Source organism: Sorangium sp. So ce375, assembly GCF_051473855.1.
Classification (GTDB): Bacteria; Myxococcota_A; Polyangia; order Polyangiales; family Polyangiaceae; genus Sorangium.
Genome location: NZ_CP150335.1, coordinates 1,469,998 through 1,485,575 on the forward strand (window position 1 = coordinate 1,469,998; position 15,578 = coordinate 1,485,575).

General features: G+C 68.8%; 12 protein-coding genes and 1 pseudogene. 5 read left to right on the forward strand and 8 right to left on the reverse strand.

The window, feature by feature from the left end; all coding sequences use genetic code 11:
* Window positions 1–428 precede the first annotated feature (428 nt).
* From WME90_RS05615 to WME90_RS05625, 3 genes are read right to left on the reverse strand one after another with little or no spacing between them, the layout of a single operon-like run.
* Window positions 429–728, reverse strand: a complete 300-nt coding sequence (locus WME90_RS05615; RefSeq protein WP_437280036.1) for a GIY-YIG nuclease family protein — start codon at window positions 726–728, stop codon at window positions 429–431.
* Window positions 725–3,169, reverse strand: a complete 2,445-nt coding sequence (locus WME90_RS05620; protein WP_437280037.1) for a tetratricopeptide repeat protein — start codon at window positions 3,167–3,169, stop codon at window positions 725–727. The genes WME90_RS05615 and WME90_RS05620 overlap by 4 nt, the downstream gene beginning before the upstream one ends.
* Before the next feature lie 10 nt (window positions 3,170–3,179).
* A complete protein-coding gene (locus WME90_RS05625) occupies window positions 3,180–4,037 on the reverse strand; it encodes an SDR family oxidoreductase (RefSeq protein WP_437280038.1) in 858 nt (285 codons plus the stop codon).
* A 633-nt stretch (window positions 4,038–4,670) separates the two neighbouring features.
* On the opposite strand from WME90_RS05625, the gene WME90_RS05630 reads away from it, so the two are divergent.
* The 3 genes from WME90_RS05630 to WME90_RS05640 all read left to right on the forward strand — a co-directional run bounded on the left by WME90_RS05630 (window position 4,671) and on the right by WME90_RS05640 (window position 8,623).
* Window positions 4,671–5,849 (forward strand): poly(ethylene terephthalate) hydrolase family protein, encoded by a 1,179-nt coding sequence (locus WME90_RS05630; protein ID WP_437280039.1) that lies wholly within the window; start codon window positions 4,671–4,673, stop codon window positions 5,847–5,849.
* An 82-nt stretch (window positions 5,850–5,931) separates the two neighbouring features.
* Complete coding sequence (locus tag WME90_RS05635) at window positions 5,932–7,032, forward strand: alpha/beta hydrolase family esterase (RefSeq protein WP_437280040.1); 1,101 nt, start codon at window positions 5,932–5,934, stop codon at window positions 7,030–7,032.
* A 226-nt stretch (window positions 7,033–7,258) separates the two neighbouring features.
* On the forward strand, window positions 7,259–8,623 hold the full coding sequence (locus WME90_RS05640; protein ID WP_437280041.1) for an extracellular catalytic domain type 1 short-chain-length polyhydroxyalkanoate depolymerase: 1,365 nt from the start codon (window positions 7,259–7,261) through the stop codon (window positions 8,621–8,623).
* Window positions 8,624–8,698: 75 nt separating this feature from the next.
* Here WME90_RS05640 and WME90_RS05645 read toward each other — a convergent pair whose 3' ends face one another.
* Together WME90_RS05645 and WME90_RS05650 are read right to left on the reverse strand one after the other, a co-directional pair.
* Window positions 8,699–9,238: a hypothetical protein gene (locus tag WME90_RS05645; protein ID WP_437280042.1), complete on the reverse strand. Its 540-nt coding sequence runs from the start codon at window positions 9,236–9,238 to the stop codon at window positions 8,699–8,701.
* 84 nt (window positions 9,239–9,322) lie between these two features.
* The gene (locus WME90_RS05650; protein WP_437280043.1) at window positions 9,323–10,024 is read right to left on the reverse strand and encodes a DUF4336 domain-containing protein; all 702 of its coding nucleotides are present in this window, start codon (window positions 10,022–10,024) and stop codon (window positions 9,323–9,325) included.
* A 445-nt stretch (window positions 10,025–10,469) separates the two neighbouring features.
* Between WME90_RS05650 and WME90_RS05655 the strand changes: the two are divergent.
* Window positions 10,470–10,589 (forward strand): annotated as a pseudogene (locus WME90_RS05655) (glucuronyl esterase domain-containing protein); the annotation flags it as partial.
* Window positions 10,590–10,659: 70 nt separating this feature from the next.
* Here the strand turns inward: WME90_RS05655 and WME90_RS05660 are convergent.
* Complete coding sequence (locus tag WME90_RS05660) at window positions 10,660–13,053, reverse strand: kelch repeat-containing protein (protein ID WP_437280044.1); 2,394 nt, start codon at window positions 13,051–13,053, stop codon at window positions 10,660–10,662.
* A 66-nt stretch (window positions 13,054–13,119) separates the two neighbouring features.
* Between WME90_RS05660 and WME90_RS05665 the strand changes: the two genes are divergently transcribed.
* Complete coding sequence (locus tag WME90_RS05665; RefSeq protein ID WP_437280045.1) at window positions 13,120–13,350, forward strand: hypothetical protein; 231 nt, start codon at window positions 13,120–13,122, stop codon at window positions 13,348–13,350.
* A gap of 854 nt (window positions 13,351–14,204) precedes the next feature.
* On the opposite strand, the gene WME90_RS05670 is transcribed toward WME90_RS05665, so the two are convergent.
* Complete coding sequence (locus tag WME90_RS05670) at window positions 14,205–15,299, reverse strand: hypothetical protein (RefSeq protein WP_437280046.1); 1,095 nt, start codon at window positions 15,297–15,299, stop codon at window positions 14,205–14,207.
* Between the two features lie 53 nt (window positions 15,300–15,352).
* Window positions 15,353–15,550, reverse strand: a complete 198-nt coding sequence (locus tag WME90_RS05675; RefSeq protein WP_437280047.1) for a hypothetical protein — start codon at window positions 15,548–15,550, stop codon at window positions 15,353–15,355.
* Between the last annotated feature and the right edge of the window lie 28 nt (window positions 15,551–15,578).

The window sequence follows — 15,578 nt, forward strand, 5'->3', positions numbered from 1 at the left end:
GTGCCACTCGTCTTTTCTTGTAGCCACGTCCACCGCGGAGACGGGTGCTACTCGTCTTTTCTTGGAGGCACGTCCACCGGGAGACGAGTGCTACTCGTCTTTTCTTGGAGGCACGTCCACCGGGAGACGAGTGCTACTCGTCTTTTCTTGGAGGCACGTCCACCGGGAGACGGGTGCCACCCATCTCCCGCGTGGACGACCCAGGTCACCCGGATGGGTTCACGGCGTCCCGCCCGCCCCGAACGGGGGTGCCGGGACGGCTTCGGGCTTCCTGGCGAGGCTCTTCGACGGGATCTCGCGAGGTCGTCGACCCGCTCGACGTGGGGTGCCAGCGGCCGGGCCCCCGCGCCGCCCGGCGAGCACGGGCTCCGAGGGCCGGGCAGCTCGCGACGACCTCCCCTCGACCAGCGACGCCTCTGGGCGACGAGCTACAGGGGCCTCTCCTCCCTCGCTCCCGCGCCGCCCCGGCTCACCGCTGCCGCCCCCGCCGCGAGCGCCTCCTTCCCCGCGCGCCCGAGCCTCCGGATCGCCGCCTCCCGCCGCTGCGCCTCGCCCCTGTCGGCCGCCGCCTCCACGTGGACCAGCGCGAGCGGCCCCCGGCCGCGCGTGTACCGCGCCCCGCGCCCCGCCGCGTGCTGCGCCACGCGCGCCTCCACGTCGCGGGCGATCCCCGTGTAGAACGACCCGTCGCCGCAGCGCAGGATGTAGACGTGCCAGGCCGCGGTCACTCCTTCGGCCCCTCGTTGTAGCCGCGCGGCCGGTACTTCGGGTCCACGCCGCCGTGCGTCGCGCCGTTGTCGAGCGTGTCGATCGCGAGGTACGCGAGCCACGTCCCCGGGTGCTCCTCCGCGAGCTGCCGGAGCTCCCCGTCGTGCGCCGTGAGCCGCTGCTCGTCGTGCAGGCACTGCAGCGCGAGCGCGATGAGGCTCAGCTCGTTCGGCCCGAGCTCCATGCCGCGCTTGTAGTGCGGGAACGCCTCGTCGGGGCGGTGCATCCGGCAGAGCGTGTCGCCCGTGTACACGTGGGCCATCGGCCACGTCGGGGCGAGATCCATCGCGATCTTGCTCTCGGCGAGGCGGGCGTCCAGGTCGCCGCGGGCGCCCTTCATCACCGAGTAGTTGAGGTGCGCCTTGGCGCTGTTCGGGACCGCCTCCTTCGTCGCCGCCCAGAAGTCGAGGTCGTTGCGGTAGTCCATCGCGTGCCGGTAGGCCTGCACGCACTGGAAGCCGAAGAAGAGCGCGAACAGCGCCGGCGTCACCCACGCCCGCCACGACCAGCGCGCGCGCGGCGTGAGGGTCGAGCCCGCGAGCGCCTCGTGGAGCCACGAGAAGGCGACGGCGAGGACGAGCGACGAGCCGATGGCCGGGAAGTACCAGAAGCGCTCGGCGCGCACCGTCGGCAGGACGACCGGGATGTTCGAGTGCGGGAAGTAGCTGACAACGACCCAGGTCAGCCCGATCGCGGCGATGCACATCCCCGCGTAGCCGCGGCGCAGCGGCACCCACGCGCTCCGGTCCGCGGTCGCCGGGCAGGGCAGGGGGCGCGCGCCCTCGACGAGCAGCCCGAGCCCGAGGAGGAACGTGGGCAGGAACGGCAGCGGCCAGAGCACGAGCGGCAGCGCCCGGAGCAGCGGCAGGCGCCCCGCCGGGCGGAGCACGTGCCAGTCGTACGCCGCGAGCGCCGCCGTCGCGATCGCAAGGAGCGCCCCCACGAGCAGCATCGGCCACCTCCGCGACGTCGCCTGGCCGCCGTCCACGAGGAAGGCGGCGCGCACCGAGCGCCGCTCGCGCCGCTCCAGGTGCTCGCGGCGGAGGGCCGCGATCCAGAGCGCGAGCGAGCCGAGCGGCGGCAGCACCATCATCGCGGCGCCGGCGACGCTGCCGAAGAAGACAAGCCGGTCCGGCACCGGCTCCTGCGGGAACGAGTAGTCGCCGCTCAGCGTCCACGGGAACACGAGCTGGGTGAGGCCCCGCCAGTAGACGCGCAGCGCGCCGGCGATCCGGTGCGGCGTGTCCGCGGCGCCGAGCGGGTTGTTGAGCGGATCGCGCGGCAGGGGCGCCTGGTGGAACCAGACGAGCGCCTCGTGGAGCGCGCGCTTCACGAGCGGCGCGCCCTCGGGGAGCGGCGCAGAGAGCTCGGCCGGCATGGGCGCGGGGAACCAGCGCCGCCGGAGCTCGACGTAGAGCACGAACGCCGCGCTCGCGGCGAGCAGGGCGAGCAGCGCCCGGACGAACCGCGCCGGCCGCGTGGGGTGCGTGAGCGGCGCGGCGATCAGCGCGGCGAACGGGATGAGCGGCACGCAGACGAGCGCGCTCTCCTTCGAGAAGAGGCCGAACATCACGGCCGCGAACACGCCGAACGGCATCGCCCACCCGGGCAGCGCGAGGGCCGCGAGGGCGGCGATCGCCCCGAGGCCCCCGAGCACGTCGGCGATGCCGACGATGCCGCTCACCGCCTCGGTGAGCACCGCGCAGCCGACGAAGAGGAGCCCGGTGAGGTAGGCGAGCCCGCGCCGCCGCGTGAGCCAGAACGTGACGCACGCGAGCAGCGCGCCGTTCGCCGCGTGGAAGAGGACGTTGTAGAAGTGGTGGAAGAAAGGCTGCTTCGTGACGGCCCAGATCGTGCGCCAGAGGAAGTTCGGCAGCGGGCGGTAGGAGCCCACGCTCCGGTCGGGCGGCAGCCCCCAGAAATCGCGGTGGATCGCGTCGAGGAAGCCGACCCCGCCCTTCGCGTTCACGTAGGGGTTCGCGAGGAGCGCCTCCTGCTCGTCGAAGATGTAGTTCGTCGACGGCGAGCGCGTGAAGAGGATGACGGCGATCACCGCGAGCGGCGCGGCCGCGGACAGGAAGGTCGGGTCGAGCGCGAGGAAGTAGTCGCGCACGCGCCGCGCGGCGCCCCCGAGGAAGGACGGCGCGGCGGGCGGCTCCGCCGACGGCGGCGGCCCGGACGGCGGCATGCCGGACGGCGGCGGCCCGGACGGCGGCATGCCGGACGGCGGCGGCCTGGATGGCGGCATTCCGGACGGCGGCGGCCTGGATGGCGGCATTCCGGACGGCGGCGGCCCGGACGACGGCGGCCCGTAGGGCGTCGTCGTGTCGTCGTCGAGCGCGTCGGGCAGGAGCTCCAGCGCGGCGTGCTCGGCGGCACGGGACGGGGGCGGAGTGCTCACGCCGCCCCTCTCAGCCCTTCGCGCCCGGCGGAGCGGCGTCGTCCCGCGGAGCGCCCTCCGGCTCGGGGATGGACCAGATGTCGCCCCAGAGCGGCTGGCCGCCGTCGACGCCGTAGACCGCGCCCGTGATGAAGTCGTTCCGGTCGCTGGCGAGGAAGACGATGAGCCGCGAGACCTCCTCGGGGGCGGCGAGGCGCTTGAGCGGGGTGGCGCGCCGCGCGAGCTCGAGGAGCTCGTCGCCGTACTGCGACGTGCCGCTCGACCGGATGTTGCTGCCGGGCGCGACCGCGTTGACGCGGACGCCGAGCGCCGCCCACTCGACGGCGAGCGAGCGCGTCAGGTTCTCCACGCCGGCGCGGGCGGCGCCCGTGTGCGCCATGCCCGGGAAGCCGCGGCTGACCGCCGCGGTGACGTTCACGATGCGGCCGCGGCGCGCCGGGAGCATCGCGCGCCGCGCGACCTCGCGCGTCATGAAGAACGTGCCGTTCAGGTTGTTGCGGACGACCGCCTCCCAGCCCTTCGGGGTCATGTCGGCGGCCGGGCTCGGGAACTGGCCGCCCGCGTTGTTCACGAGGACGTCGATGCGGCCGAAGCGCTCGAGGACCTGGCCCACGAAGGCGGCGATCTGCTCCGGCTCGCGGATGTCGCACGGCGCGGCGAGCACGTCGTCCCCGGGGACGCCATCCCCCGCGAGCGTCCTCGCCGCGGCCTCGAGCTTGTCGGCTTTTCGGCCGCAGAGGGCGACCTTCGCGCCGAGGTGAGCGAGCTCGCGCGCGCACGCGAGGCCGATCCCGCTGCCCCCGCCGGTGACGATCGCTACCTGGTGTCCGAAGAGTCCTGGGGCGAAAATCGAGCGCACCTGGGTCACGCCCCGCGTTTACAACGGGTCAGCGGGCGGCGCCACACGCTGGGCGGTCCGGGCCGTGTCCGGCGTCCCAGGCAGAAGGCCCCGGCGTTCGGGGGCGCTCCAGAAAGGCCCCGGCGTTCGGGGGCGCTCCAGAAAGGCCCCGGTGTTCGGGGGCGCTTGCCCGTCCGGCTCCGGCGGCTGGCGCGGATTGCTCCGCGGCTCGGCGATCGCCCGGCGCGCCTGCCAGAGCCCTCGCGGTCGGCGCGCGGTCGCACCACCGATCCCGCTGCGCGATGCCGGCGCTGCTCACGTGAGCGACAGCGGCTCGTGATCGACGCATTGTCGAACGAATTGGCTCGTCTGCGCGCACTCACGACGTCCTTGCGCCCCGCGGCCGCCCTCGCCTCGGGGCGCGACTCCGGCGCTCCGGCGGAGCGGGCCCTCGCCGGCGATCACCGCGCGCCAGTTTATGATTGACGCCGGCCGTGTGAGCGTTCACATCTAGTGCTCCAGGACTTCCTTTGCCTTGCCCTGGATAGGCCGTCGTGCGCACCGGGCCCTGCGTCCTCCTGCGCGTTCACCTTGGCGGTCGCGCCCTGGGTCCGGACGAGGCGCACGCAGGGGGAAGGGGAGTTGAAGTTGGGCTCGGCTGGGATGACATCAGGGCGCACTTCAACGGCGGAACGTCTGACACCGTCTGTCTGCCAATCAATCTCTCGCCACCGCCGGCCTGAAGCGAGCGCTTCGCGCTGGCGTGACGTAACCGGAGACGCCTCTGTGTACTACGAAAAGAAAGCCGTCAGGCGTTTCCATGGCTTCTGCTTGCTCGCGAGCGTCGCGCTGCTGGCGTGCGGCGAAGAGGGCGGCGGCGGGGCACAAGCTGCGGGCGCGGGCGGATCGAGCGTGTCAGCCACCAGCGGGGCGTCGACAAGCGCAACGGCCGGGTCAGGCGGCGCTGCCAGCGGCACCGGGGGCGCCGACATCGGCGACGGTGGAATGGGCGGAGCCGGGGCGGGCGGAGCCGGTGATGGCGGAGCCGGTGACGGCGGAGCCGGCGCGGGCGCGGGCGGAGCCGGTGGCTCGCCGCTCCCGCCGATCACGGATTACGCTGCCGAGGGGCCGTTCGCGACGACCGTGGAGCGGAGCTCGGGGCCCAGCGGAAACCACACGATATTCAGGCCCGAACGCCTCGGTGAGAACGGCTTCCTGCATGCGCCGATCATCTTTGGCCCCGGGATCAATACGCAGGTGACCAGCTACACGGCTCTCCTGTCGAGCTTCGCTTCCCACGGCTTCGTGGTGGTTGGCGCCAATCTCCTCACGGGCGGCCCCAACGCCCCGAACAATCGCGCGGCCATGCTCGAGGGGCTCGACTGGATCATCGCGCAAAACAGCAAGGCGGGCAGCATCTACGAGGGCAAGCTCGACGTGGAGCACGCCGTTTCCATGGGCTACTCGGTCGGCGGTACCGCCGCCGTGGAGCTCGGCGGCCACGAGGCCGTGGCCACCGTCGTCTCCATCCACGGCCACGTCGCGACGGCGGCCCTGCACGGGCCCATGCTGCAGACGAGCGGAACGCAGGACACTGTCGGGCTTCCAATGCAGCAAAAAACCTACGACATGTCCCAGACCCAGACGTTCCTGGCGACGGTGATGGGCGCGGATCACGGGTACATCACGCGCGACGTGGGAGGCGTCCAGCGGCCGGCGATCGTCGCTTGGCTCCGTTACTGGATCTACAACGACACCGGCGGGAAGCACTATTTCTACGGCGATGATTGCGTGATGTGCACCTCCCCCTGGGTGAATCCCCAGCGCAAGAACTGGGAATGACCTTACGTCGAGGGAGGCGCCCGTCCGCGCGGCGCCTGGCTCGTAACCCCTTTCGATTGGATATCGGCCGAGGAGAGCACCCATGTCGTCCAGTGTTGGTTATGTGACCTCCGATTGCACGCACCGTCGCTCGCGCTGGCAGCGATCGCTCTGGGGCGCCTTGGGCCTCTGCGCCGCGCTCAGCGCCGGCTGTGGCGACGACGGCGAGGGCGGCGCATCAGCCGCCGGTGGGACCTCCGCGAGCGGCTCTGGCGGTGGCGCCGCTTCCGCCGGCACGAGCAGCGGTGATGCAGCCGGCAGCGGCGGAGCGGCCGCGGGCTCGGGCGGGGCGGGCTCGGGTGGAGCGGGCTCGGGCGCAGCGGGCTCGGGTGGAGCGGGCTCGGGTGGAGCGGGCGGCGCGGGCGGTGCCGGCACGGGCGGGGCCGGCGGCGGCGGAGGTGACGCGATGAGGTCCGCCGGCTGCGGCAAAGCGCGCACGCTCCAGAGCGGCGCCGGGGCCGTGCAGAGCGGCGGGAAGAGCCGCAAGTACACCCTGCGCATTCCCGACGATTACGATAACGGCCACCCGTACCGGCTCATTCTCTCCTTCCACGGGGCCACGGGCAACAGCGGCCAGGTCGCGCCCTCGTACTTCGGGCTCTGGTCGCTCTCCGAAGGGAGCACCATCTTCATCGCGCCCGACGCCGTCGGCGGGATCTGGTCAGCCGGCGAGGATGTGACCTTCGTCGACGACATCCTCAAGCAGGTCACGGACGATCTCTGCATCGACACCTCGCGCATCGAGCTCGAAGGCTTCAGCCAGGGCGGCGCCATGGCGTGGACGCTGGCCTGCGCGCGTCCGGACGTCTACCGCGCCGCGGTGGTCCACTCCGGCGGCGGTCTCGCCCGGCCGGCGAGCTGTGAGCCGGTCGCCTTCATGTCGTCGCTCGGTCAGCAGGAGAGCGGCGGCGCCGGACAAACCTCCAACAGCGATTTCTTCGCCAAGCAAAATGGCTGCACGGTGGAGGCCTTGGCCAAGGCGCCCAGAGGTGGTCACGCCTGCTCGGACTACAAGGGCTGCTCCTCGGGGCACCCGACCCGCTGGTGTGATTACGACGGCGGTCATACCCCGTCACCGAACGACGCCGGGCAGCAGATGTCGTGGATGCCCCAGGAAGTCTGGACCTTCCTGAGCCAATTCTAGAGCGACGGTCACCCGCTTCGGATACGGGCCCACCTCGACGTTTTCGGTGCTCAGCGCACCGGAGTGCGCTTGCGCGCCGAAAACGCCGATCTGGGCCCGTCTCCTGTGCGGGAGACCGCCGCTCTGCTCTGCATGGTGCAGAGGTGGGCGGAAACCGCCGTAGAGCGCGAAGCAACCCGGTGCTGGCTTGCGTGCCAAGCTGGCGTTGAACTAGGATCTCTGTCCGATGGACAAATTTCAAAGTCGCGTACTCGGGCTCGCATCGCTCTCGTTGGCGCTGTTCGCCGCGCTGCCTGCGCGCGGGGCATCGCTGCAAAAAGTCAACCAGAGCGATTGGGGGGCGGCCGGCCTCCCCAGCTACGTCAACATGTACATCTACGTGCCTGACAAGCTGGCGACAAAGCCTCCCATCGTCGTCGCTCCCCATCATTGCCAGGGAAATGGCCAGGGGACGTTCAGCGAGATGTCGAGCCTGGTGTCCATAGCGAACACCCGTGGCTTCATCATGATCTTCCCGGAGGCGACCGGGCAGAACTGCTGGGACGCGGGATCGAAGAGGTCGCTCAACCACGGCGGCGGTGGCGACACGGGGGCCATCGTCCAGATGGTGAAATACACGCTCGCGAAGTACAGCGGCGATGCGGGCCGCGTGTACTCGGTCGGCGGGTCGTCGGGCGGCATCATGACCGAGGCGCTGCTGGGGGTGTACCCCGACGTGTTCATGGCCGGCGTGTCGCTCATGGGCGTTCCGTGCGGCTGCTGGGCCGAGGGATACAACGACGTCACCGGGACGGGGAGCTCGGCCCAGTGGAGCGGTCCCTGCGGGGGCGGCAACGTCACGAAGACCGGGCAGCAGTGGGGAGATCTCGTTCGTTCGTACTATCCCGGTTACACAGGCCATCGCCCGCGCCTGCAGCACTGGCATGGCACCGCCGACACGATCCTCAGCTACAAGAACATGGCTGAAGACGTCAAAGAGTGGACGAACCTTCTGGGTCTGAGCGAGACCGCGGATGGGACCGACACCCCAAAGTCCGGAACCACGCGCCGGTCCTGGAAGAGCTCCTGCGGCTACACGGTCTTCGAGGCCTTTTCCATGGACGGCGTCGGGCACTCCGTGCCGTTCGACGGGCCCGCCGTCGCCGCCTATTTCGGCCTCGACACGGCCGGTGGTCAGGATCCAGAGACGGCAGCTTGTCCCGGCGCTGTTCCCGGCGGCAGCGACCCCGGAGGTGCCGGCGGCGCGGCCGGAACCGGCGGTGAGGGCGGCGCGGCCGGAACCGGCGGTGCGGGCGGCGCGGCTGGAACCGGTGGTGCGGGCAGCGCGGCCGGAACCGGTGGTGCGGGCGGGGCCATGGAAAGCGCCTCGAGCGGCAGCGTGGGCAGCGGCGGCGCGATTGACGCCGGCTCCGGGGGAGGGAACGGACAAGACGCCAGCTCGGGAGCCGGTGACTCGACGGGAGAAGAAAGCTCGAGCTCCGGTTGCAGCTGCGCCCTGGGCAGCGACGCGAGAGGCTCCGGCGCCCAGACGGGGTTCCTCCTCGCGGCGCTGGGATTGCTGCTCGGCCGCCTGAAGCGCCGCCCGCGCTGAGCGCCGAGGAAGGCCGCCGCCTTCCTCGGCGACGTGCCCTTCACGCGCCCTCCCCGCGAGGCGTCGGGCCGCACCTTAACCAAGATCGCCGGTGAAGCGGATCGGCACGCGGAACGCCGTAAACATGGCCTTCACGTGCCTGGGCGAGAAGAGGGCGGCGAGCGTCGTGTCCTCGACCTCGCGGCTCTGCACCAGCTCGTAGAGCTCGAGCAGCGAGTACGCGCAGAAGAGCTCCAGGCGCTTTCCGATGTGCTTCAGGATTCTGCCGCGACTCCTGTAATACGGCGCGTAGTCGCCCTTGTACCGGAGATCGAGCGCTTCGATGCGGTACTCGTACTGCACGTAGGAGCGTTCCCCGAGCGCGCGATTGCAAAGGAGCTCGGCTTCGACGTACGCGCCGGTGTCGCCCACCACGACGCCGGGCCCATCCCCGAAGACCCAAAGCCCGTCGAAATTGGGCTCTTCGGCTCCTCGCGGCTCCTCGTGTGTCTTCGGGTGTCCGGGCGACACGGAGAAGCACCCTCGAAACTCGCCGCGGATCTCGGCGCTGCGTGCGCAGAGCGCCTCGATCTGCCGCTCTTTCGGAACCGAGGACAGCTTGGCCGTTTTACCCATGAGCGGTGCTCAGAAAATCACGGCCGCCGCGACCATCGACCTTCTTTTCGCTCTTCTGCTCGCGAGCGCCCCGATTTTCGCAAACTACACCTCCACGCCCTCCAGTCGCCAGGCTTGTGCGAGGCGGTCGCGGCAACCTGCTTCGATGACGTCGGCGTGCCCTACGATGAGGCGCTGGGCCGGTCGCTCCAGCATGGCGTGGATGGAGCGCGCGGCCGCGGTCTTGTCCGGAATCTTCTTTTTGACGTCGGGAGGCACGCGCAGCCGCTCGTAGCAGCCGGTAATGCGCGCGGCACAGCGCCAGGTCCAGTGGTCCTCGGCGCCGGCGCAAAGGACGACGTCTGCGCCCAGCAGGGTCTGCGTTGGCCGATGGTAGAGCACTGTCTCGTCGAGAAACGGCACGCCCAGGAGCGGCAAGGCCTCGAACTCGGCGACCTGCTCGCCGAATCGGGCATCGTGGATATCCACGTGGAGCCTCAAGGCCTTGTTCCTGTTGAGCGCGGACGCCGGTCCCACCACCTGCGCCTCAGGGAAACGGGCCGCCGCCTCGGGTGTCCCGAGATGATGAAAGCAGTTGGGCACCACCAGCCAGCGCACTGGGCCCAGGGCTCGAAGCTGCTCTGCCAGCGCATCGGTGGGAGGGGCCGGACTGTGGAGGAGTAAACCGCCGTCGTCGAGGCGTACGACAGTGGTGCGGGCGCGCAGCCGAACCCCGCTGAACCACACGGGGCGGTCCAGGGTCCAGATCCTGTCATCGACAACGTCGGTGAGAGCGCTCGTAGGCATGCGGGCGGCCGACTCCTTGGCAGCCAAGAAACCCAAGCGCGATCCGAAAGTCAATCTCCTCGTGGTGGCCGTCCCACCATACAGCCACGCTGGACGGGCTGGTTGACATGGAGAACCTTACGGGATCCGCATCCCTTCTGGAAAAGTGGCGCTGGTTCAGCAACTTATCCACGCATCCAGGGGGCCTCGTTCACCCTGCAGCCGGCGGGGAACGTGGGCCGGGACCCGACACCCGTCGGCAACCTTTTGCGCCCCCTGCGACGGACCCACGGCAGATCCTGCGCGAAAGAGATCAACCGCAAGGACGCAAGGGGCGCAAGAGATGAGAGATGAGATGGTTTCCTGTCTTCCCCTTGCGCCCCTCGCGTCCTTGCGGTTTTTCTTCTCTTCTATTGATTTCCCCGAGACTCTGATGTGATCGATGTTCTAAGGCCTCCTCCTGACGATCCCTCAGGAGTCGGGCGCTGGCGGCTCGGCGAGCTGGCGCGCCTCGCAGGCACGCGCCAATGCCGGGGAGAACGTTCAAACCCTGCCGAGCGCGGCCAGCGAGCCGCGGTGGTTCCGCGCGAGCTGGAGCTCGTCCGGGAGATCCCGGCGCGGCCGCGCTCCGGGCGGGCGCGATGGCCTCGCGGGCGTCAGGGGGTGTAGACTTCGACGCTCGGGTCGTAGTAGCCCAGCGCCATCACCTTGCCGTCCGCGAGCAGCACCGTCGTCTGGCTATGGTGGTAGCGGACCTGGTTCAGCGGTCCCGTGTTGGTCCAGGTGTTCGATGCCGGATCATAGACCTGGGCGCTCATCATCGGCCCGCCGATGTTGTACCCACCCGAGACCAGCACCCTGCCGTCGTTGAGCAGCGTCGCGGAGTGCTCGGAGCGGTTGATGAGCGAGGGACCGGATGACCACGTGTTCGTCCCGGGGTTATAGATCTCGGTGGTCGACAGTTCGTGGCTCAGGCCGTTGTACCCTCCGACGATCAGGACATTGCCGTTGTTGAGCCGCGTCGCGGTATGGTATTCGCGCGCATCGCTCATCGTCCCTGCAGACGACCAGGCGCCGGTCGTGGGGTCGTAGAGCTCGGCCTTGTTGACATAACCCAAGGCGTTGTTACCTCCGGTGACCAACACCTTGCCATTCGCGAGCAGCGTCGCGGTGTGACTGTAACGGGCGTCGGCCATGGGCGAGGCTGGCGACCAGGTGTTGCTCACCGGGTCGAAGAGCGCGACGCTGGTCGTCCCGGAGTTGAACGAGGACGCCCTTCCCCCGGCGACCAGCACCTTGCCGTTCCCGAGCAGCGTCGCCGTGTGGGCGTGCCGAACGAGATCGACGCTCGTGGAGCCCACAGACGACCAGGTGTTTGTGGCGGGGTTGTAGAGCTCGGCGGACACCAACGCGGGAATGGCGGTCCAGTTTCCCACGACCAGCACCTTGCCGCTCGCGAGCAGCGTCGCCGAGTGAATCGCTCGGTACGTTGCCATGTTGGGGGTGGACGTCCAGGTGTTTGTCGCCGGGTTGTACAGCTCGGCGGTGCTCACGAGCGTGGAGCTGACGTCGTCGAGCCCGCCCGTGATGAACACTCTGCCGTCCTGGAGCCGCACCACGGCGCCGTCCAGGTGGCGCCCGATGTTCGGCGCGACATACTTCCATTGCTCCGCGTCCGGGTCGTAGAGCTCGGCGCTCGCCAGGTACTGGGTCGTGAAGATTCCGGGCTTTTGACCGCCCGTGATCAGCACCTTCTTGTTGTCCAGCAGCGTCGCGGCGTGCTGGGCGCGCTCGCTGCCCATCGGCTTGAGGAGGGTCCACGTGTTGGTCGCCGTGTCGTAGAGCTGAGCGCTGCTGGTCCCCGTGTTGACCCCGACGTCTCCTCCCGTGACGAGCACCTTGCCTCCGTCGAGCAGCGTCGCCGTGTGCGAGGAGCGGGGGTTGGTCATCGACGCGGCCGCGCTCCAGGTGAGCGTCGCCGGGTTGTAGATCTCGGCGCTCGACAGCTCGAAAGAGGTCGAGTTGTAGCCGCCCGCCACGAGCACCTTGCCGTCCAGGAGCCGCGTCGCCGTGTGGCGATAGCGCCCGGTGCTCATCGATCCGGCCGACGCCCACGTGTTGTTGTTCGGGTCGTAGAGCGCCGCGCTCGTCAGGTAGCTGCCGTTGCGCCCGCCCGAGACGAGCACCTTGCCGTCGAGGAGCAGCGTCGCCGAGTGCCCGCTGCGGCTCGTGGCCATGGCCGTGGCCGACGACCAGCTGTTGGATCCGGGATCGTAGAGCTCGGCGCTCGCCAGGTAGGTGGCGCCGATGCCGCCGGTCACGAGCACCTTGCCGTTGCCGAGCGGCGTCGCGGTGTGCGCGGAGCGCGCCGCGGCCAGGGTGCCGGCCGACGACCAGGTGTTGGTGTTCGGGTCGTAGACCTGGGCGCTCGCGAGGGACGTGTTGGAGGCGTCGCTGCCGCCCGCGATGAGCACCTTGCCGTTGTTCAGCCGCGTCGCCGTGTGATAGCGGCGGGCGGTGGTCAGCGCGCCCGCCGATGACCAGCTGTTGGCGATCGGGTCGTAGAGCTCCGCGCTCGCCAGCACGGCGCCGTTGTAGCCGCCCACCACGAGCACTTTGCCGTTCTGGAGCAGCGTCGCGGTGTGCGCGCTGCGCGAAGCGCCCATCGAGGCCACCGGCGTCCAGATCGGGTCGATCAGCGCCGGCTCGCCGCCCGCGTCGGCCCACAGCTCGATCGTCGCCCCGTGCACCGCGAGGCGCGCGGCGATCGGCCGCCCGCCGCGCGCGTACGCCGCCGGCGCCGTCACGCGCAGCCGCGCCGCGCCGGCCTCGTCGACCACCTCGACCGCGTCGCCCTGCTGCCGGAGCGTCGCGCCCTCGACCTCCCAGGCCGCCGCAGGCGCGTCCGCGCGAGCGACGCCCGCGTCGAGCAGCAGCCACTCCTCGTAGCCCGCGTCGATCGCCGACCAGAACGACGTGCCGTCCTTGCGCGGATACGCCACCGCGCGCTCGGCGAGCTCGCCCTCACCCTCGGCGTCGAGCTCGCGCACGCGCGCCTCGAACCCGCCGGGCAGATGAAACCGAATCTCGCTCTCGCCGCGGGCCGGCAAGGCGGCGTGGAGCCCGCCGCGGCGCCGCAGCGCTGCCTCGATATCCAGCTCGCCGCTCGGATCGCTGGTCGAGGCGAGCGCGAAGCCGCTGTCCGTCGCGACGAACTCCTCGCTGACCTCGAGGACCTGCGCTGCCTGATCAGGGAACTGCTGCCGCAGGTCGTCGCCGGCGGGCTGCTCGGGGCCGCAGCCGGCGCCGCCCGCCGACAGCGCCCCGCCTACGAGCCACGTCCATAAGATGAATAGCCATCATTGAAATGGTGATTGGAAATGCATCGCGGATCTCCTCTTAAGCCACCGGCGCCTGGAGGCGGCAGGCCTCCTGTGCGCACGATATCGTCGAGATATCGTCGATGCGTCGTATGCAGGAGGCGTACCAGCCGATGCTCGCAGAGGGGCGCGCTCGTCTCCCGCCACCTCGCGCTGCAATCCCCTTCGGCGCGCCTGCGCGGCCCGCTAATGGCTCCGGGTCGCAGCCGTCATGAGGCTGGCGCGGCGCCGCCGCCTCGCGCCGGCGCTGTCGCCTCCATGACCTCCGCGCGACATGTCACGCCGCGAGCGTGACATGTCGCGTGACATGTCACGCCGCGAGCGTGACATGTCACGCTGTGGCCTGATGCGCGGTGCGTGGCGTCTCGCGGCTCGCGCGACGACCGACTCGACGAGGGCGCCGGCCCGGCCCTGGAGCGCCTGGAGCGTCGAACAGGTTGAAAGTCGTCTGGATTCAATAAGCTGTGAGATCCGACCGTTCTGCCGCGAAGCAAGCTCCAAGGGCAAGGAATGCGGGGAGGAGAGCAACCGCAAGGGCGCAAGGGGCGCAAGGGACCAGAGACGAGATATTTTCTTGCCATCCCCTTGCGCCCCTCGCGCCCTTGCGGTTGCTCTTCCCTTCTGTTGAATTCCTCGCGACTCCAACGAGATCGGTGCTCTCGCTCTCTTCCGCTCCGCATCGACCGATGATCTTCGTGATGAAGACGGCGATCGGGACGGTGGTGAACACCAGGGCGATGGCGACCAGGGCGATCATGAGATTGGACCTGAAGGAGGTGATCCCGATGCAACCCGCTCGCTCTGAAGAGATCTACAACGTTTTATCGATTCCTTGGGTCAACTAAAGAAGCTAGAACTTCTTCCGGTGTTTCGTCGACGATGTGCGAATGGGCTCCCGTTGAAATTGCTGTTCCATGGCCTCCCGCTTCCATGGCCAGAATAGATTCCGGACGATAGTAGGCCCACGGATGCCGGCTGTTGTAGTCTGATGGAACGTTCGGGCCGCGCCCGTCCGAGCTGCGGGTCAATCGAATAAATGACGTCACGTCAAGCTGAGTTATAAGCTTGTCGATCGGATCGAACGTGTCGAGACCTAGGAATGGGGTGCCGATATAGGTGTCCAAGCCTAATCCAGGATTTCTCGGAACAATCGCGTCGATTGTATTCCGATTCAACACCCAGTCGTATCTATATTCCGACCCGCCTTGTCCGGCGGCGCATTGCGCGAAAGACACCGGATGCGCGATCGGGCACGCTTTCAGCAAAGCCTCGGCCGATACGCCTGCAAGCTTGACCGCCCCGTGCAATTCGATGTTTCCACTTCGGTCCGTCCGAAAGCCTTTTATCCTGTTCGCTCGGAAAAATGCTCGTCCGTATGTGGTCTGAGCGGCTGTCATGTCCGCTATCCAATTCGATTCGAGCTGGTCGCTGTACAGGCTCTCCCGACTGTTGAATGTGTAGATATATGTGGGTAGATTTTGGAGGGGAGACGCTCCGAGCAATCGATCGCGTCGAAAATAGACGGCTTGCCCGCCGTTGCTCTGCATGCAGTCGAATGCCTCGCCGGGGAATCTGGTCATCAACTCGCTCGGTGACTCTGCGGTCGTGTAATATCGACCGCTTGAGGTATGCACCGTCGTTGTGTCGCCAATGTCTGTAATATACTCAATCGCGCTGAGGCGAATGTGTCCACGTGCCTGTGTCGATTTCTTTAAAAATGGAATTTCTACGAGTGGATCATCCCCGTGGATGACGCTTAGCAAGGATTCGATCGGGCGACTTTCTAGGTAACGTCGTCCATAAAGCACATTGAGAAGCGTCCCCTGCTCCTCCTGTAACAAAAATTCGATGGCATCAGGACGAATATGAAGAGGCTGACGGTTGCCCGAGGAATATGTCAGCTTGATGAACGTCATCGATGGCCATCCTTAAATTTCTGGGGCTAGGAAATCCAAGCGCGACCCGGAAGTCAATCTCCTCGTAGTGGCCGTCCCACCGTACGGCGCACGCTGAGCGCTGGGCGACGTCGGGCGCGCGTCCAGCGAGGCCCAAGCCGCTCGTCGCCTCGGAGCTTGCGGCTGATGGCTTCGGCGATCATGATCGTCGTCACGTTGGTCGGCGCCGAGATGATGTCCGGCATGATCGACGCATCGGCGACCGCGGTCATCGACTTGGCTTCGGGTTTCAGCGCACGC

Bases quoted from the DNA above. Each gene is read 5' to 3' on its own strand.
- WME90_RS05635 (WP_437280040.1), top strand. From the start codon at position 5,932: ATGTCGTCCAGTGTTGGTTATGTGACCTCCGATTGCACGCACCGTCGC.
- WME90_RS05640 (WP_437280041.1), top strand. From the start codon at position 7,259: ATGGACAAATTTCAAAGTCGCGTACTCGGGCTCGCATCGCTCTCGTTG.
- WME90_RS05675 (WP_437280047.1), bottom strand. From the start codon at position 15,550: ATGACCGCGGTCGCCGATGCGTCGATCATGCCGGACATCATCTCGGCG.
- WME90_RS05650 (WP_437280043.1), bottom strand. From the start codon at position 10,024: ATGCCTACGAGCGCTCTCACCGACGTTGTCGATGACAGGATCTGGACC.
- WME90_RS05670 (WP_437280046.1), bottom strand. From the start codon at position 15,299: ATGACGTTCATCAAGCTGACATATTCCTCGGGCAACCGTCAGCCTCTT.
- WME90_RS05630 (WP_437280039.1), top strand. From the start codon at position 4,671: ATGACATCAGGGCGCACTTCAACGGCGGAACGTCTGACACCGTCTGTC.
- WME90_RS05645 (WP_437280042.1), bottom strand. From the start codon at position 9,238: ATGGGTAAAACGGCCAAGCTGTCCTCGGTTCCGAAAGAGCGGCAGATC.